Consider the following 18,782-nt stretch of genomic DNA (forward strand, 5'->3'; position numbering starts at 1 on the left):
AATGATAATTATATTTTATATTGGATTATTGCTAGGCTACACAATTTTAGGTAAGGGAAGTTTATTTGACGCTTTAAGCTTAAAGCCGATAAGACATATTAAAGATATTATATACAATTAGGAGGAAATGAAGATGGCAAATGATTTATTTGTAGAACTTCAACAAAAATTAGAGGGGAAAAATGTACGTATCGTACTACCAGAAGCATATGATGAGCGTGTATTAGAAGCGGCTGTTAAATTAGGCGCTACTAGTTATGTTAAACCTGTGTTAGTTGGGAAAAAAGAAAAAGTAGAAGAAATCGCTAAAGGATTATCTTTAGATGCTTCTAACCTAGAAGTTATCGATCACGAAAACTACGAAAAATTAGAAGAATTAGTTGCTAAGTTTGTAGAACGTCGTGCAGGAAAAGTAACTGAAGAAAAAGCACGTGAATTATTAAAAGATGTTAACTACTTCGGAACTATGTTAGTGTACACTGGTGAAGTTGAAGGATTAGTATCTGGAGCAATTCACTCTACTGGAGACACTGTTCGTCCAGCATTACAAATTATTAAAACAAAACCAGGTACAAAACGTACAAGTGGTGCATTCATCATGAGTAAAGAAGACAAACGTTATGTATTTGCTGACTGTGCGATTAACCCAACATTAGATGCTGAAGGATTAGCAGAAATCGCAATTGAAAGTGCTAAAACAGCTAAAAGCTTCAACGTTGATCCAAAAGTAGCAATGTTAAGTTTCTCTACTTTAGGTTCAGCTGTTACTGAAGATACTACAAAAGTAGCAGAAGCTACTAAGTTAGTTAAAGAAAATGCACCTGAATTAGCGGTAGAAGGGGAATTACAATTCGACGCTGCAGTTGTACCTTCAGTTGCTAAATTAAAAGCTCCTAATTCAAAAGTACAAGGGGATGCTAATGTATTTGTATTCCCAAGCTTAGAAGCTGGTAATATTGGATACAAAATTGCACAACGTCTAGGTGGATTTGAAGCTGTAGGACCAATCTTACAAGGATTAAACGCACCTGTAAATGACTTATCTCGTGGATGTAATGCAGAAGATGTATACAAACTTTCATTAATTACAGCTGTTCAAGCAATTGAAAAATAAGATTTAAAATTTAGAGGTTGACCTTGGTTAACCTCTTTTTCTTCATGGAATTTTTTGATATCGCTTACTTAATTTTGTATAATTAAGTAAAGAATATATGTTGACTTTATTGTAATGAATACTGTTCGTTTCTACAAATAAAAAAGGGAAAATTAAGGAAAAATAGGTTATTAAAATTTAAAAGAAGAGACATTGATAATAATTTATTTTAGAATATTGTAAGGAATAGTATTATGATAAAGTAGTAAAAAAGGAGATGTGAATTATGAATGATTTAGATTATTTTTATAAGGCAATTACTAGTCCGATTGGTAATATTATTGGTTTTGTTGTATTTTTATACATGGTCTATATTGCTATAGATTTCATACGAAAAGGATTAAAAAAATAGAACAAAAAATTTTTAATAGATGATAAAAATAGTAAATTCGATAAGAGTCAGAGTTTTCTATTATTCAGATGGATTTAGTTCATTTTAAGCTATGTGGGAGTAACTTTGTATTAGTGATTTTTATAAAATCATGATTAATAAGGTTACTTCCTTTTTTAGTCTTTATAATTGCATTTATACCAACTTATATGGTATTATATAATGATGTATAAATATGGAGGTAAACATGGTTGCGATAGAATCAAAAGATGACTTATACGTTATAGATTTGTTAGAAGACTTTGATGAATTTTACTTAGAATTAGAGAAATTTGCTGAAGATAATAGAGTTCCAATAATTGATAAAATCGGAATAAGATTTTTAATTCAAATGCTGAAAGTTAAGAAAGCTAAGAATTTATTAGAAATAGGAACTGCAATTGGTTATACATCAATTAAATTAGCTGAGAGAATAGGCTGTAATGTTACTACTATTGAGCGAGATGATAAGATGTATAACGAAGCAAAAAACAATATTGAAAAGCGAAATCTTACTGATAAAATAACATTACTTCATGCTGATGCATTAGAACTTCAAGGTGAAGTTATAACAAATGCACCATATGATGTAGTGTTCATCGATGGTGCTAAGAGTCAAAGTAGAAAGTTTTTTGAATTATATGAACCATATTTTGCTGAAGATGTTGTAGTTATTACGGATAATGTGCTATTCAAGGGAATGGTTGCAGATCCAAGTATTATTAAACATAGTAGAGACTTAAAACAACTTTCTAGAAAAATTAATAATTACAACGAATGGTTACTAAAACATGAAAACTATGAGAGTGTAATATTGCCATTTGGAGATGGAATAACTATAACAACGAGAAAATAGAGGAGTATATGTTAATGAAAAAATTTAATTTTTTTATAGCTGCATACTTTATCTTCTTATTTTTATTATTTATAATAAATGCTATATTAGAAGCTAGTACGGAGTATGCGTTGATAATGATATATTATCCATACTTATACTATATAGCCGTATTATTAATTATTATAAAAGGCTGGGAAATGCTCATTAGGATAATGAACACTTTTGGTAGTAATTCTTTAGCTTCATTATTTGGTAAATTTATTATTATAGGTATAGGTTTATTTGCTACTCTTTGGATTTTTGTAATGGTTTTATTTTTCGGAGGTTATGCTTCATCTAAAAAATATGAGGATTTAAACTTGCTAGCATATGATTCACCTAATAAATTGAATAAGACTGAGTATATAGTAATAGAAAGAGGAGCTTTTGCAGCAACAACAAATTATTATCATGAAAGATATAATTTATTTTTAATGAAGAAAAAAGAGAGTTATTCTCATAAAATTTAATTAACGAGAGGATTTAAAATGACTGTAGAGTTAGTAGTAACTCCGAAAAGTGTAGACCATATTTATGAACTTATCAATGTTGGAGCTGATAGCTTCGTCATCGGTGAAGAAAAATATGGTTTACGACTTGCAGGAGAATTTAAAAGAGACGAATTAAAAAAAGCTATCGAGATTATTCACCAAGCAGGGAAAAAAGCATATGTTAGTGTTAATGCAATTTTCCACAATGAAGACATTGATGATTTAGTTGATTATTTACATTACCTATCAACGTTAAATGTAGATGCTTTAATATATGGAGAACCAACAATTATTACAATTTTAAGAGAAGAGAATTTAGATTTCAAACTTCAATGGGATCCACATACATTAGCAACAAATTCATTCTCATGTAATTATTGGGGGAAACGTGGAGCATATAGAACATGTCTTTCAAAAGAATTAACAATCGATGAAATTCTTGAAATTACTGGAAAAAGTGAGTATGAGATTGAAGTTCAGGTACAAGGAATGCTTTGTATGTTCCAATCAGTAAGAAAATTAGTTGATAATTACTTCATGTACAGTGGTAAAGAAAAATATATCGAGGAATATAGCAATTCGAAAAAATTATTCTTATATAGCCAAGATAGAAATGAACGTTACCCAATTTTTGAGGACTCTAACGGAACACATATTATGAGTGCAAACGATATTTGTGCTATTGAAGAATTAGATCGTCTAATTGAAGCAGGAGTATCAGCATTCAAAATTGAGGGTGTTTTAAAAGATGAAGATTACATTACAGAAGTAGTAACGATTTATCGTGATGCTATTGATCTTTATTACGAAGATAAAGAAGCATACGAAGATGAAAAACAAGATTTCTATAATGATATAGAAAGAATTAAACCAAAATATAGAGAAGTTGACTTAGGATTCTTCTACAAGAAAACTATGTACTAATCATATTTTTGGATTTTGAAAAAGGATAAGGTTTCCTATATAAAAACCTAATAAAAAAGACAAGGAGGATGGGTCATACTTGAATGTGACCTAAACTTATGGCAATACCAAATATTTCAGAAATTAGAGACGGCAAGAGAGTAATAACAAAAAAACCAGAACTACTGCTTCCAGCAGGAAACTTAGAAAAATTAAAAATAGCTATTCACTACGGAGCAGACGCTGTGTTCTTAGGTGGACAGGAGTTTGGACTTCGTAGTAATGCAGATAACTTTACGATTGAAGAAATAAAAGAAGGTTGTGAATTTGCTGCAAAATATGGAGCTGATATTTATGTAACAGCGAATATTATCGCGCACGATGAAAACTTTGAGGGATTAGATGAATTTTTAATGGCACTTCAAGATGCAGGTGTTAGAGGAATAATCGTTGCAGATCCATATATTATCGAAAGATGTAAAGCAGTTGCTCCGAAAGTAGAGGTACATATCAGTACACAACAATCTATCTCAAACTATAAAGAAGTTAGATATTGGGAAAGTGAAGGAGTACACCGTGTTGTATTAGCACGTGAAACAGGATATGAAGAAATAAAAGAAATTCGTGAAAAAACAGATGTTGAGATTGAGATGTTTGTACACGGAGCAATGTGTATAGCATATTCAGGACGTTGTACTTTAAGTAACTACATGACGGCACGTGATAGTAACCGTGGAGGTTGTTGTCAATCATGTCGTTGGAACTATGACCTTTATGAAGAAGGAACTGATGAAGATACTAAGTTATTCGATGAAGGTGCAAATCCATATGCGATGAGTCCTAAAGATTTAACTTTAATTGAAGCAGTACCGGAAATTATTGAGTTGGGTATAGATTCATTAAAAGTTGAAGGGCGAATGAAATCTATTCACTATGTTGCGACAGTTGCAAGTGTGTATAGAAAACTAATTGACGATTATTGTGCAGATCCAGATAACTTTGAGATGACGCCAGAATATAAATTAGAATTATATAAATGTGCTAACCGAGATACAGCGATGTCATTCTTCTATGAAATACCTAAGTATTCTGAACAGATGTTTGGAAATGAGGGTGGTAAGAAAACAAATTATGATTTCGTTGGACAAGTTCTTCACTATGATGAAGAAACTCAAATCGCAACAATTCAACAACGTAACTTCTTTAAAACAGGTCAAGAAGTTGAATTTTTTGGACCTGAGATTGATACTTTTAGACAGGTTATCGGGGAAATTTATGATGAAGATGGTGAATTGTTAGATGCAGCAAGACATCCACTTCAAATTATTAGAACAAAATTAGACTCTAGAGTATTTAAAAGCAATATGATGCGAAAGGAAATGGGACGATAATGACTACAAAACGACCAAAAATTATTGGTATTGTTGGGGGGAGCGGTAGTGGTAAAACAACCGTTACTAAAAGAATTATAGACGAGCTTACTCAAGATAAAGTTGCTTTAATTGAGCAAGATTATTATTATAAAGATCAAAGCCATATGACTATGGATGAAAGAGTTAAAACAAATTATGATCATCCTAGTGCATTTGACAATGAATTACTTTATAATCATTTATTAGAATTAATTGAAGGGAAAGCTGTTGAACTTCCGGTTTATGATTATGTAAATCACACTCGTAGTAAAGAACAAAAACACCAAGAACCTAAAGATGTAATTATAATTGAAGGTATGTTTGGATTGTATTCAGAAAAACTACGTGAGTTAATGGATATTAAAATTTTCGTTGACACGCCAAGTGATCTGCGTATTCTAAGACGATTATTACGCGATATTAATGAACGTGGAAGAACTGTAGAATCAGTAATTAATCAATATTTAGTGTCTGTAAGACCGATGCATGAAAAATATATTAAACCAACTAAACAATATGCAGATATTATTGTTCCTGATGGTGGATATAACGATATAGCTATCGACATTTTAATAACAAAAATTAAATCGCTACTAGCAAAATAATTAAAAAAAAGATATAATATAGAGTAGACTAAAAAAAGGAGTACCACTATGGCTTTAGAAGAAAAATTAGAATATCAAATGACCCAAGAAGGTTATGACAAACTTGTTGAAGAATTAGAATATTATAAAAAAGTAAAACGTCCAGAAGTAATTGAAAAAATTAAAATTGCACGTAGTTTCGGGGATTTATCTGAGAACTCTGAGTACGATGCAGCAAAAGATGAACAAGGATTTATCGAACAAAGAATCCTAGAAATGGAACAAATGATTCGTTATGCTGTTATTATCGAATTAGATGAAAAATCAAGTGCAATTCGTCTTGGTAACACAGTAACTTATCAAGAATTACCTGATGGTTTAACTGAAACTTATAAAATCGTAGGTAGTGCGGAAGCTAACCCATTTGAATACAAAATTTCAAATGAATCTCCAGTAGCACAAGCTTTATTAGGAAAAGAAGTAGGAGATGTTGCGAAAGTATCATTACCAACTGGACCTGAAGATTCAATGGATATCAAAATTCTAGCGGTAGAATAGTATTATGATAGCATTAATCGGTGCAATGCCAGAAGAAGTGGCTATAATAAAAGAAAAAATAGAAAATTTACAAGAGAAAAAAATAGCACATGTAACATTTTATGAAGGTAAATATGAAGGACGAGATATTGTTCTTATGTTAAGTTTACCTGGGAAGGTGAATGCTGCTATTGCTACAACTCTATTATTAGATCACTATAAACCAGAGTATGTGATTAATATTGGTACATGTGGTGCACTTCAAGGTGATATGGAAATTGGTGATATGATTGTTGCCACAGAGGTGAGACATTTTGATGTTGATGCAACAGAATTTGGCTATGAAATTGGTCAAGTTCCACAAATGCCAGCAGTATATAAGAGCGATGAAGAGTTACAAAAACTAGCTTCGGAGATAAGATTACCAGATCATAATATTCATTTTGGTTTAGTGGGTACATCGGATTCATTTATCTCTAATAAAGAGTTGAAAAAAGGAATATTAAAAAACTTTCCTAATATGCAAGTAGTTGAGATGGAAGCAGCAGCGATTGCTCAAACTTGTTACCAATTTGGAACAAAATTTATAGTTTGCCGTAGTGTAAGTGATAAAGCGGAAGAAGGAACGCGAGTTACCTTTGATGAATTCTTACAAATAGCGGCAGTAAACTCATCTATATTAACTACAGAACTAATTAAAAAACTTTAAAATTAATTATAGATCAGCAAAGGAGAGCAAAAGCTTTTCTTTGCTGTAATATTTATGTGAAGTAGGAGAGAAAGTATGATAACTATATTATCGAAATTATTTTTAGTATTAACAGCTGAAAAACTTCCGCGATATACTTTAAAATCAATTAAAAGTGGTGGCTATACAAAAGAAGAACTAGATATAATCTGTAAAATTGTAAAAGATGATTATACAAGATATAAAAAAGGTTTCAGAGCTGCAGTAGCAGCAGGTTTTTTTTCAGTTGCACTTATATTAGCTCTTGGAGTCTATCAAGGAGCCCCTGGAACATTTTTAATTGAGATGTTAATTTTGTATATTGTAATATTTACATTGATGTTTATTTTGATTTATGTACAAAAAGTTAATAAAATTCGAAAAACATTTTTAAAAGTAGTTAAAAAAGGTTATCCAGAATTATATAATGAATATGAAGATAAGTTATATGAATATGTAGATTAGAAAATGTTATAGTCATAATTTTATGTAATTAATTGTATTGAAAAAAAAGCTATAAAATGTTAAGATAAAGTAGATAAATATTATTTAAGGAAAAGAAAAATGAAAAATATTACTGAAAGAAGATCCTTTAATTATTTGAAGAATTTAGTTCAGATAAGTTTGGGATTATTGATATTTTATTTAATTTTTTCCTATTTTAAAAAAGAGATAGTTAGTTTAGATTTTAAAAAAATACATCATCTTACCTTAACTATAGGAGAGGTGAAATTTTTAGTAGTTTTATTATTCGGTTTATTCGGTATAAGTATTTTGTGTCTTTATGATTATTTTGTCCTTAAAGCCATTAATTTAACGAAAAATATGTCTTCATTCCGTATTTTTAAAATCAGCTTTATGACTAACACACTGAATATGGTTCTGGGTTTTGGTGGCTTTATTGGTGCTGGACTTAGATATTATATGTATAAACCTTATACAAAAAACGGAAAAACATTAGTTACTGCAATAGGAATGATTTTAATTTCTATGCTTTCAGGTATTAGTTTGTTATCAATTTTTGTGGTTCTTAATGTATTTCCAGGTCAGGCGTTATATGCTGATAATAAAATTTTTTATTATTCTTTAATTCTGATGTCATTATTTTTACCTTTGTATCTATTCTTTAATTTAAGAAAACCGAGAATTAGAACGGATAGATACTTAAGTGTTAAATTAACAGTGATTTCTTTTTTAGAATGGGTTTTTGCGGCTCTTATCATACTAATGATTTTATATTTTTATACAGGTGATTTAGTTGCTGATAAGGAATTGCAAATAATGGGAGTTATAATAGTAGCTTCAATAGTGGGCTTATTAACTATGATTCCTGGAGGATTAGGTACTTTTGATACATTAGTCCTAATTGGTCTTAAAAACTTAGGAATTAATCCAGAAATAATAGGAGCAACTATTGTAATATACAGATTATCATATTATGTTGTTCCATTTTCTATAGGATGTCTAATGTTTTTAAGTGAAGGAATAAGAATTATAAAAAATAAATTTACGAGAGGAGAAAAGTTATGATTTCAATAGTAATTTACGCGATTTTAGCCTACCTTATTGGGAATATAATGGGTGGGAAATTATTAGAAAAAATATATAAAGAAGAATTTACTAATAAAGGATCAGGTAATGCTGGTGCTAGAAATGCAGGACGAATTTTAGGTCCTAGATCGTTTTTATTTGTATTAGCTGTAGATTTCTTCAAAGGATTTTTCGTAGTTATCCTTTTAAAGATTTTAGCTGTTGATTCTAAAATAATATATATATGCATAGTTTTAGTATTATTAGGGCATATAAAACCTATTGTCTTTAAGTTTAAAGGTGGGAAAGGTGTTGCTACATTTTTTGGCTGTCTAGCAGCTTTATCAATTAATTTATTCTTAATTATGATACTTTGTACATTAGTTATTGCAATTATCGTAAAAAGTTTAACGATTGGATTCTATTCAAGTCTTCCATTCGTAACGTATATTAACTATGTTGAAAACCCATCATTTTTAATTTTAGGAATATTTATTTTAACCGTTGTATTAATAGGTGTAGTAGCGGTTGAAGACATAGAAAATTCATTTGATAAATATTTTAGTGTAAGAAAAATTAAGAAATCAGTTCGATAGTGAGCTGATTTCTTTTTTGTTATTTAGAATTGTTTTTTCGTAGTTCTTGTCTTATAAGCAGAGTACGTTTGATATAAATTACTGCATATAATAGGAGTAAGATCGCAGAAATTATAAATGCAATATAGGTGTATTCTACGCTTTTAATTTCACTGATAAAACCAAAAGAAGATGTTGAGTACATTGTTAGTACTGCTACAGTGTACATAGTAAATTCATACTTTAATAGATTCAAAACTTTATTTGTTTTTATTAATAACTTATTTTTTTCTTGATAATATCTTACAAAGCTCACGTACACACATATCGGAATAGTTAAGTAGAAATAGATGATGTTTTTTGCATAAAAAAATGTCGAAACTAGTATGATTAAAATAGGAAAAGTGATGATTAAGTATTTGTTATATTTCATATAATTCCCTCCCTTTTTATGTGAAAAGTAATATATAAAGAATAATAAAGGTAGAATTTATTAAGTTCTAAGAGCTTTATTTCAATTTAATTATAGCATAATAACCATAAGCAAGCGAGTAATATATAGTAAAATAATGGGTAGATTTATAATATTAAAGTATGATTCTGTCTATTATATTTAATGATTTTAAAAACGTCTTCATTACGATTTGCGGCGCCATAAATCGTAATAGTTACTTAAGACGAGAATCTATTGACTTGTTATATAAAACAATATAAAATTTAAGTATAGAATAAAAATACGGAGGCGGTAAAGATGACTAAATGTGAATGCGAACACCACTGTCACTGTCATGATGCAGTAGAAGACTGTAAATGTGGAAACTGTGTTGAAGGAACTTGTGACTGTAAAGAAGGTTGCGAGTGTGGATGCCACAATGCAAAAGCAGATTGTGAATGTGGAAATTGTAAAACAGGTGATTGTCACTGTGACAAACATGCTGCATAGTTAAAGATGAGATCTGAGAAAGTGTCAGATCTCTCTTTTTTTAGGGTATACTATTATGAACTGGGAATAATTATAATGAATGATATTTTTATATGATGAGTAGCTTAATCACAATCAAAAATCTTAATAATTAACACACATTAGTGCATTTAATAGGTTGCTTCATGAAAATTTAAAGTTTATATAATTGCTGAAGAATAATTAATTAACTTCAATTTTTAAGTGTTAAAAAGTATACAAACCTATAGGAAAACGCTTTACATCAAACTTATTATTCTTGATTAATTACTTAATAAACAACATAATTTTTTAAAAAAACTATTCTTATTATCTTTAATTAGTTTATTTTTATTCTGTATCTATAAAAATTTAAAGAGAGTTTATATAAAGTGTAGAACAAGAAAAATGATATTATATGCAAATGAAAGAAATCTGTCTCACTCTGTTTTTTAAGTATAATGGATTGTAGTAGTACAGAGTTAAAAAACATTACTGAGATAAATATTGTTATTTTATTGAGTTCATTGATTTGACTTTTTTTCGAAAACGTTGTATATTATTATAGTAATATATGATTAAAACATAATTTATACACATTTAATAAATATATATACAAACTTTGGAGGTTATTATGGTAAAAACATCAAAAGATTTAACTAAACAAGAGCATTTAGAAATGTATGAACTAATGCACCTTATTAGAGATTTTGATATGGAGTTAAGTAAACTATACTCTCGTGGTCTAGTTCACGGTATGACTCACTATTCAGTAGGAGAGGAAGCTGCTAACGTTGGAGCTATTTATCCGTTAAGAAAAGAAGACTTAATGTTTTCTAACCACCGTGGTCACGGTCAAACAATTGCTAAAGGTATTGAAATTGACCGTATGATGGCTGAAATCCTTGGTAAAGAAACAGGTCAATGTAAAGGACGTGGAGGAAGTATGCACGTTTATGACCTTGAACAAGGAAACATGGGATGTAACGGTATCGTTGGTGGAGGACACGGTCTAAGTACTGGTGCCGCTCTAGCTCAAAAAATGAAAAAAACTGGTAATATTGTAATTTGCTGTATGGGTGATGGAGCTACTAACGAAGGAAGCTTCCACGAATGTTTAAATATGGCATCTAACTGGGATTTACCACTTATTTTCTACGTGATTAACAATAAATATGGTATCTCAATGGCTCAAGAAAGATGTATGCGTGTTGAAAAAATTACTGAACGTGCTGCTTCATACAGAATCAAAGGAATCCATGTTGAGGATGGTAACGATGTGTTAGCTGTATATGATGCAATGCAAGAAGCTATTGAACACACTAGAAGTGGAAAAGGTCCTGTTTTAGTTGAAGCAGTATCTTATAGATGGTTTGGACACTCAGCTTCAGATGCTGGTAAATACCGTAGTCGTGAAGAAGTAGCAGAATGGAAACTTAAAGATCCTAACGTAAAATATAAAAACTACTTATTAGAAAATGGAATTGCTACAGAAGAAGAATTAAAAGAAATCGAAGATAGATCAAAAGCAACTATCGATGATGCTGTAGAATTTGCTAAAGAATCACCATTTGCTGATGGTTCAATTGCATTCCAAGATAACTACGCTGACTAATATTTTAGGTTAAAATAATTTAAATAATATTTTATATAATAGGAGATTAATAGTTATGACTAAAGAAACAAAAATTATGACAGTTCGTGAAGCCATAAAAGAAGCTATGACTCACGAAATGCGTGAAGATGAAAATGTATTTTTAATGGGTGAAGATGTTGGTATCTTCGGTGGTGACTTCGGTACTACAGTAGGAATGTTAGAAGAATTCGGTTCTGAACGTGTTATCGATACACCAATCAGTGAAGCTGCTATTTGTGGTGCTGCTGCAGGTGCTGCTTCAGTTGGTATGCGTCCAATCGTAGACGTAACATTTATGGACTTCGTAACAATTGGTATGGATGCTATCGTTAACCAAGCAGCGCCAATGCGTTATATGCTAGGAGGAGAAGTACAAGTACCAGTTACTTATCGTTGTGCATCTGGTGCAGGTACAGGGGCTGCAGCTCAACACTGTAAAGCTCTAGAAGCTTGGTTCTGTCACATTCCTGGTCTTAAAGTAGTAGCGCCAGGTACAGCAGGAGATGTTTACTCAATTTTAAGAGCTGCAATTAGAGATAACAACCCTGTTATCTACATCGAACCAAAAGCGTTATTCGGACGTAAAGGTGAAGTAGAAGTAGGTAAAATTGGTGTAATCGGAAAAGGTGACATCAAAGCAGAAGGTACTGATGTAACATTAGTATCATGGGGAAGAATGTTAGAGCGTAGCTTAAAAGCTGCTGAAGAGTTAAAAGAAGAAGGAATTTCAGTAGAAGTAGTTGACCCAATTACATTAGTACCATTAGATACAGACTTAATCGTTAAATCTGTACAAAAAACAGGAAAATTAGTTGTATGTCATGACTCATTCAAAACTGGTGGATTCGGTGGAGAAATCGTTGCTCGTATCGCAGAAAGTGATGCTTTTGATTTCTTAGATAGCCCAATTTACCGTGTTGCAGGAGCTGACACACACATTCCATCAGCTAAAAACTTAGAAAAATTAGTTGTGCCTGATGTAGAAGACATCAAAGAAACAATTAAAAAAGCTGTAAATAAAAAATAAAAATTTAGTTAGCGAAGGATGTGAATAAAACATGGCAGTAGAGGTTATTATGCCAAAAGCCGGTAGTGAAATGGAAGAGGGCGAAATCGTACAATGGTTCAAAGATGAAGGTGACCATGTCGAAGCAGGTGAAGTCCTATTAGAAATCGTAACAGATAAAGTAAATATGGAAGTTGAAGCTGATGCCAGCGGAACATTATTAAAAATATTAGCACAAGCGGGAGATGTTGTACCAGTAGTTCAAACAATCGCATGGATTGGTGAACCAGGTGAAGCAATTCCTGGGGCAACTTTAACAGGAGAAGTAGCTCCAGCAGAAACTGTTGTTGAGAAAAAAGTTGATCACACACCAGTTAAAGAAGTAGAAGTAATTGATTATTCAGGTCTTCGTGCTACACCAGCAGCTAGAGCGTATGCTCGTGAAAAAGGAATTGACCTATCTAAAGTTAAAGGTACTGGGGCAAAAGGTCGTATCCACAAAGATGATGTTTTAGATTACAAACTAAACTCTAAAGTTAAAATTTCTCCACTTGCAGCACGTATTGCTCAAATTGAAGGAATCAATACTGAAAGTATCGCTGGAACAGGACCAAATGGTAAAATTATGAAAGCTGACGTTCTTGCAGTACTTAACGGTACACCTAAAGCAGAACCAACTAAAAAAGAAGAAATTGCTCAACCAGGTAAAAAATCTGTTAAAGCGCCAAATGAAAATCAATGGGGAATCGTTGAAACTGTACCAATGTCACCAATGCGTAAAGTTATTTCTAAACGTATGAGTGAATCTTACTTCAGTGCACCAACATTTGTAGTTAATGTAGAAGTTGATATGACTGAATTATTAGCATTACGTAAAAAAGTTGTTGATGCAATCATCGAAGAAACTGGTAAAAAAGCAACAGTTACAGACTTTATTTCATTAGCGGTAATTAAATCATTAATGAAACACCCATATGTAAATGCTTCATTATCAAGTGATGAAAAAGAAATGTATTTACACCACTATGTAAACTTATCAATCGCTGTTGGTATGGATAGTGGATTAGTAGTACCAGTAATTAAAGGTGCAGATAAGATGAGTCTTAAAGAGCTTGTAGTAGCATCTAAAGAAATTACAACTAAAGCTCTTGCTGGTAAATTAAAACCAGATGAAATGGCAGACTCAACATTTACAATCAGTAACTTAGGTATGTATGGAGTTAAAAGCTTCGTGCCAATCATCAACCAACCTAATACAGCTATTTTAGGTGTAAGTGCTACTGTTCAAAAACCTGTAGTATTAAATGGTGAAGTTACTGTAAGACCAATCATGACATTAACATTAACAGCGGACCACCGTGTTGTTGACGGATTAGAAGGAGCTAAATTCATGAAGACTCTGAAAGAAGCTATCGAAAATCCACTATCATTACTAATTTAATAAAGTTATATGATATAATAGAAGAAAATAAGAGAAAAGTGTATTAAGGAGTGATTATAACATGGCAGTAGAAGTTATTATGCCAAAAGCCGGAAGTGAAATGGAAGAAGGCGAAATCGTACAATGGTTTAAGCAAGAAGGTGACGAAATAAAAGAAGGTGAAGTCCTACTTGAAATCGTAACTGACAAAGTTAATATGGAAGTTGAAGCTGAAGCAAGTGGAACATTATTAAAAATTCTTCACCCAGCTGGATCTACAGTACCAGTAGTTCAAACAATTGCTTGGATTGGACAACCTGGTGAAGCAGTACCAGGAGCTGATGGAGCAACTGCAGCAGCTCAAGAAGTTGTTAAAGAAGTAGCAGCTGATGTTAAGGTACCTGAAACTAAAGCAGAAGAAGTATTACCAAAACGTGAACGTCGTGGAGAATATGACGTAGCAGTTATCGGTGGTGGTCCTGCTGGATATGTAGCAGCTATTAAAGCAGCTCAATTAGGAGGAAAAGTAGCATTAGTAGAAAACCGTGAACTTGGTGGAACATGTCTAAATCGTGGATGTATTCCAACAAAAACATTCTTACACAATGCTGAAATCATTAACTACATCCGTTCTGCAAAAGATCGTGGTATCAAACTTGTAAATGATGCATTTACAGTTGATATGGAACAAACTGTAGCAGTTAAAAACAAAGTATCTAAAACTCTATCTGGTGGGGTAGCTGGATTACTTAAATCTTACGGTGTTAAAGTATTTAACGGTGTAGGAAGTCTAACAGCTGATAAGAAAATCGTTGTTGATGAAAAAGAAACTATCGATGCTGATAACGTAATTTTAGCTGGTGGTTCTAAAGTAAGTAGAATTAACATTCCAGGAATGGATAGTGATAAAGTACTTACAAGTGATGAGTTCTTAGATATTACTGAAGTACCATCTCGTTTAGCAGTAATCGGAGGAGGAGTAATCGGTTCTGAATTAGGACAAGCATTCTCTACATTCGGTTCTAAAGTAACTATCGTTGAGATGGCTGATCGTCTAATTGCTAACATGGATAAAGATGCATCTGTAGCATTAGAAAAACAATTCAGAAAACAAGGTATCGAAGTTCTTACATCAACTAAATTATTAGAAATCGTTGACAAAGGTCATGAAGTAGTAGTTAAAGTTGAAGGAAAAGAAGATATCGTAGTTGATAAAGTATTACTATCTATCGGACGTGTTCCAGATAACACATGTCTTGGAGAATTAGCTGATAAATTCGAAATGGAACGTGGACGTGTTAAAGTTGACGAATACATGGAAACTTCTATTAAAGGAATTTACGCTCCTGGAGATATTAACGGAGTTAAAATGTTAGCTCATGCAGCATTCAAGATGGGAGAAATCGCAGCTGAAAATGCAATGGGTCACCACAAAAAAGTTGATCTTAAAGCTACTCCAGCAGCAATCTACACTCACCCTGAAATCGCAATGGTTGGTTTAACTGAAGACCAAGCTCGTGAAAAATATGATGTTAAAGTTGGTAGATTCAACTTTGGAGCTAACGGACGTTCATTAGCATCTAACCATGGAGAAGGATTCGTTAAAGTAATTATGGATACTAAATACAGAGAAATCTTAGGTATCCACATTGTAGGACCAGTTGCAGCTGAAATTATCAACGAAGGTTCAACATTAATCCAAACAGAAATGACAATTGATGATGTTATGGATATTATCCATGGTCACCCAACATACTCAGAGGCTTTATATGAAGCAATGGCTGACTGTATCGATATGTGTATCCATGCACCTAAGAAAAAAACTAAATAAGTTTAATAATGAAGAAAGCAACTAGATTCCTAGTTGCTTTTTTTTATGATTTCTTTATTATATTTGTACTATATAATTAATTTCAGTTATTACTATAAATATATAAAAAACAAAAATCCCCAAAGCAAGATTAAATTGCTTGGGGATGAGTTTTAGCGAGAACTTTCAGCTTCATGAACTTCTTTATGTAATGTTTTTAAATTAATATTTACATCTTTATATTCTTCACTTTGAGGTAATTCTAGTGTGAAGTTTAATGGTTTAGATACTTCAATTGTAGCATCTTTAATATCGAAGTTAAATATATGTCCGCCTTGAGTACGATCATCACTAATATAATGAAGATGGAATCCTCCTACACCAACTCCTTGAGTATATTCAGGAGAAAAGAAACCAACTATTGTACCTTTACTATTTTTGTAATTAAATATACTTTGTGTTTCTAATATTTCTAGAAGAGTAGGATAAGGTTTTTCATGTTTTTTAGGTGAACGAGTATCAATTTTATCAAATACACCAGTAATTTTTATTGCATAGAAATAATTTGGATTTAAATATTCACTAATATCATTGTTTAAATTTTCAAAACTTGTTGTAGTTACTTTTTTAAAGTTTGTAGAAAACTTAGTAACGTTTGAAAAAGGTGAAGTTGCTTCTTTAGGCTGTAAAGTAGAGAATCCATTACTATCAGTTTTATAAACTTCTCCATTTAGTATAATCATTTCTCCATCAACACCTTCAAAAGTACCAATACCAAAATCACCATGTTCTAGTAATTTTTTTACAGTTGTAGTTCCACTAAATGCTCCACCCATTAGTGCAGCCATAGTGCTATATTGATATAACATAATAAATCTCCTTTTATGACTTATATTTTAGAAACAAGAGAAACTTGAATCATATTTAATAGAAACTAGTAGCTTTTTAAAACTAGTTTAAGTAGCTGTCTTGAAGAGTTTCACCAAGTTTGATGTTATCACTGTAGTCAACTGGAACATCAATAACAACTGGGCCTTCAATTTTGAACGCTTCTTTTAAGCATTTTGCAAATTCTTCTTTTGTAGTTGCACGCATTCCTACAGCTCCATAAGATTCAGCATGTTTTTTGATATCTACTTGACCAAGATGTACAGCAGAATCACGACCGTATTTCATCTCTTGTTGGAAGGCAACCATATTATAAGATGAATCATTCCATACTACATGAACGATTGGTGATTTTAATCTAACGGCAGTTTCAAGTTCCATTGCTGAGAATAAGAATCCTCCATCTCCAGAAATTGATAAAGTTTTTTTATTAGGATAAAGTAATCCTGATGCAATCGCCCATGGTAAAGCTACTCCTAAAGTTTGCATACCGTTAGAGAATAGTAGGTGACGAGGTTCGTAAGAGCGGAAGTGTCTAGCTAGCCAAATTCCATGAGATCCAATATCACAAGTTACAATAGTATCGTCAGATACTGCATTTTGAGTTTGTTGAATAATTTCTAGTGGGTGAAGACGTCCTTCGATTTTTGATTTAGGTGGTTCATCACGTTTTACTATTTCTTCTTGAAGTTGTTTTAAGTAAGACAGATTTTCTTCAGATATTCTAACTTTAGGATTTCCATTGTAAATACATTTTAATGTTTCTGAAATATCACCGATAAGTTCAATATCAGGTTGATAATCACGGTCAATAACAGCAATAGTATCATCAATGTGAACTAGAGTAGCATTTTTATTTGTATTCCAATATACTGGATCATATTCAATTGGATCATATCCGATAGAGATTATTAAATCTGCTTTATGTAATAATCTATCTCCAGGTTGATTTCTAAATAATCCAACACGTCCATAGAAATGTTGAACTAAACCACGAGAAATTACTCCAGCAGCTTGGAACATTTCAACAACAGGTATACCTGTTTTAGCGACTAATAAACGAATAGCTTCTGTTGCTTCTTTTGTTGATGCATTCATTCCTAGTAAAAGAACTGGAAGCTCAGCATTTTCTATTTTTTCAACTAAGTCACTAACGTGTTTTGGATCTGCAATCCCTAATACAGGTTCTCTAAGTCGTTTGATAGCTTTCACAGAAGTTTTTTCATTTATAACGTCTGCAGGTAGTGATACGAATGTAGCTCCTTTTTTAGGTTCTTTAGCTTTTCTAAATGCATTAGTAATGGCTTCAGAAATGCTATCTTGATGACCAACTTCAACAGCTGATTTAGTTACTGGACGAAGCAAGCTAACATTATCCATACTTTGGTGCGTTTGTTTTAATAAATCAGAACGCTTAACTTGACCTCCGATTGCGACAACAGGATCACCTTCAGAGTTTGCAGTAATAAGTCCAGTAGCAAGGTTACTAACACCAGGTCCTGAAGTAACTAAAGCGACACCAGGTTTTCCCGTCAGACGTCCAACAGCTTGAGCCATAAATGCCGCATTTTGTTCGTGACGTACAACTACAAGTTCAGGTCCACGATCGACAAGTGCGTCGAACACAGCATCTATTTTTGCACCAGGTATAGCAAAAACGTGTTTAACTCCTTCATTTATTAATGTATCTACAACTAACTCCGCACCTCGGCGAGATTGTTGCTCTAAATGTTCACTCATTATTATTCCTCCTAAATCATGAGACTAAAAAATATATAATAATATTCTAACTCTATATTTTAATTTTTTCAAGAATAGAATACTAATATGTTTGCTATTGAAATTTTATTTTTAGTAAGAATTATTTACAAATATACCAAAGAATACTATTAGTTTTTCTAAAAAACTAGCATATTACTTATT

Annotated in this window: 20 protein-coding genes; 18 read left to right on the forward strand and 2 right to left on the reverse strand. The window is 31.8% G+C overall.

Annotated elements, in window-relative coordinates; genetic code table 11:
- Nucleotide 1: 1 nt before the first annotated feature.
- The 18 genes from FOC48_RS01050 to lpdA all read left to right on the forward strand — a co-directional run bounded on the left by FOC48_RS01050 (nt 2) and on the right by lpdA (nt 15,992).
- Nucleotides 2–121, forward strand: a complete 120-nt coding sequence (locus FOC48_RS01050; RefSeq protein WP_224207478.1) for a DNA-directed RNA polymerase subunit beta — start codon at nt 2–4, stop codon at nt 119–121.
- 12 nt (nt 122–133) lie between these two features.
- On the forward strand, nt 134–1,114 hold the full coding sequence (gene pta, locus FOC48_RS01055) for a phosphate acetyltransferase (protein WP_003146794.1): 981 nt from the start codon (nt 134–136) through the stop codon (nt 1,112–1,114).
- Between the two features lie 265 nt (nt 1,115–1,379).
- Nucleotides 1,380–1,505 (forward strand): hypothetical protein, encoded by a 126-nt coding sequence (locus FOC48_RS10080; protein WP_003146792.1) that lies wholly within the window; start codon nt 1,380–1,382, stop codon nt 1,503–1,505.
- A gap of 226 nt (nt 1,506–1,731) precedes the next feature.
- The gene (locus tag FOC48_RS01060; RefSeq protein ID WP_003146790.1) at nt 1,732–2,379 is read left to right on the forward strand and encodes an O-methyltransferase; all 648 of its coding nucleotides are present in this window, start codon (nt 1,732–1,734) and stop codon (nt 2,377–2,379) included.
- A 14-nt stretch (nt 2,380–2,393) separates the two neighbouring features.
- The gene (locus FOC48_RS01065; RefSeq protein WP_003146789.1) at nt 2,394–2,870 is read left to right on the forward strand and encodes a hypothetical protein; all 477 of its coding nucleotides are present in this window, start codon (nt 2,394–2,396) and stop codon (nt 2,868–2,870) included.
- An 18-nt stretch (nt 2,871–2,888) separates the two neighbouring features.
- Nucleotides 2,889–3,815, forward strand: a complete 927-nt coding sequence (locus FOC48_RS01070) for a peptidase U32 family protein (RefSeq protein ID WP_003146787.1) — start codon at nt 2,889–2,891, stop codon at nt 3,813–3,815.
- 98 nt (nt 3,816–3,913) lie between these two features.
- Complete coding sequence (locus FOC48_RS01075; RefSeq protein ID WP_003146785.1) at nt 3,914–5,185, forward strand: peptidase U32 family protein; 1,272 nt, start codon at nt 3,914–3,916, stop codon at nt 5,183–5,185.
- Nucleotides 5,185–5,811 carry a uridine kinase gene (gene udk / locus FOC48_RS01080; protein ID WP_003146783.1) on the forward strand — a complete coding sequence of 209 codons (627 nt, stop codon included), beginning with the start codon at nt 5,185–5,187 and terminating at the stop codon, nt 5,809–5,811. The genes FOC48_RS01075 and udk overlap by 1 nt, the downstream gene beginning before the upstream one ends.
- A 48-nt stretch (nt 5,812–5,859) precedes the next feature.
- Complete coding sequence (gene greA, locus FOC48_RS01085; RefSeq protein WP_003146782.1) at nt 5,860–6,348, forward strand: transcription elongation factor GreA; 489 nt, start codon at nt 5,860–5,862, stop codon at nt 6,346–6,348.
- 4 nt (nt 6,349–6,352) lie between these two features.
- Entirely contained in the window at nt 6,353–7,036 is a 684-nt protein-coding gene (gene mtnN / locus FOC48_RS01090) for a 5'-methylthioadenosine/S-adenosylhomocysteine nucleosidase (protein ID WP_003146781.1), read from the forward strand.
- 75 nt (nt 7,037–7,111) lie between these two features.
- The gene (locus FOC48_RS01095) at nt 7,112–7,519 is read left to right on the forward strand and encodes a hypothetical protein (RefSeq protein WP_003146780.1); all 408 of its coding nucleotides are present in this window, start codon (nt 7,112–7,114) and stop codon (nt 7,517–7,519) included.
- A gap of 99 nt (nt 7,520–7,618) precedes the next feature.
- Nucleotides 7,619–8,584 (forward strand): lysylphosphatidylglycerol synthase domain-containing protein, encoded by a 966-nt coding sequence (locus tag FOC48_RS01100; protein WP_003146779.1) that lies wholly within the window; start codon nt 7,619–7,621, stop codon nt 8,582–8,584.
- On the forward strand, nt 8,581–9,180 hold the full coding sequence (locus FOC48_RS01105; protein WP_003146778.1) for a glycerol-3-phosphate acyltransferase: 600 nt from the start codon (nt 8,581–8,583) through the stop codon (nt 9,178–9,180). The genes FOC48_RS01100 and FOC48_RS01105 overlap by 4 nt, the downstream gene beginning before the upstream one ends.
- A gap of 730 nt (nt 9,181–9,910) precedes the next feature.
- A complete protein-coding gene (locus FOC48_RS01110; protein ID WP_003146775.1) occupies nt 9,911–10,102 on the forward strand; it encodes a hypothetical protein in 192 nt (63 codons plus the stop codon).
- A gap of 631 nt (nt 10,103–10,733) precedes the next feature.
- Nucleotides 10,734–11,714, forward strand: coding sequence for a thiamine pyrophosphate-dependent dehydrogenase E1 component subunit alpha (locus FOC48_RS01115; protein WP_003146774.1), 981 nt, complete (start codon nt 10,734–10,736; stop codon nt 11,712–11,714).
- 55 nt (nt 11,715–11,769) lie between these two features.
- On the forward strand, nt 11,770–12,762 hold the full coding sequence (locus FOC48_RS01120; protein WP_003146773.1) for an alpha-ketoacid dehydrogenase subunit beta: 993 nt from the start codon (nt 11,770–11,772) through the stop codon (nt 12,760–12,762).
- 31 nt (nt 12,763–12,793) lie between these two features.
- Nucleotides 12,794–14,182, forward strand: coding sequence for a dihydrolipoamide acetyltransferase (locus FOC48_RS01125; RefSeq protein WP_003146772.1), 1,389 nt, complete (start codon nt 12,794–12,796; stop codon nt 14,180–14,182).
- 61 nt (nt 14,183–14,243) lie between these two features.
- Nucleotides 14,244–15,992, forward strand: coding sequence for a dihydrolipoyl dehydrogenase (gene lpdA, locus FOC48_RS01130; protein ID WP_003146771.1), 1,749 nt, complete (start codon nt 14,244–14,246; stop codon nt 15,990–15,992).
- 152 nt (nt 15,993–16,144) lie between these two features.
- Here lpdA and budA read toward each other — a convergent pair whose 3' ends face one another.
- Both budA and alsS read right to left on the reverse strand, forming a co-directional pair.
- A complete protein-coding gene (gene budA / locus FOC48_RS01135) occupies nt 16,145–16,840 on the reverse strand; it encodes an acetolactate decarboxylase (RefSeq protein ID WP_003146770.1) in 696 nt (231 codons plus the stop codon).
- An 82-nt stretch (nt 16,841–16,922) separates the two neighbouring features.
- On the reverse strand, nt 16,923–18,599 hold the full coding sequence (alsS, locus tag FOC48_RS01140) for an acetolactate synthase AlsS (protein WP_003146769.1): 1,677 nt from the start codon (nt 18,597–18,599) through the stop codon (nt 16,923–16,925).
- Nucleotides 18,600–18,782 lie beyond the last annotated feature (183 nt).

Origin of the sequence: Gemella haemolysans, from assembly GCF_012273215.1 — a bacterium.
Classification (GTDB): domain Bacteria; phylum Bacillota; class Bacilli; order Staphylococcales; family Gemellaceae; genus Gemella; species Gemella haemolysans_A.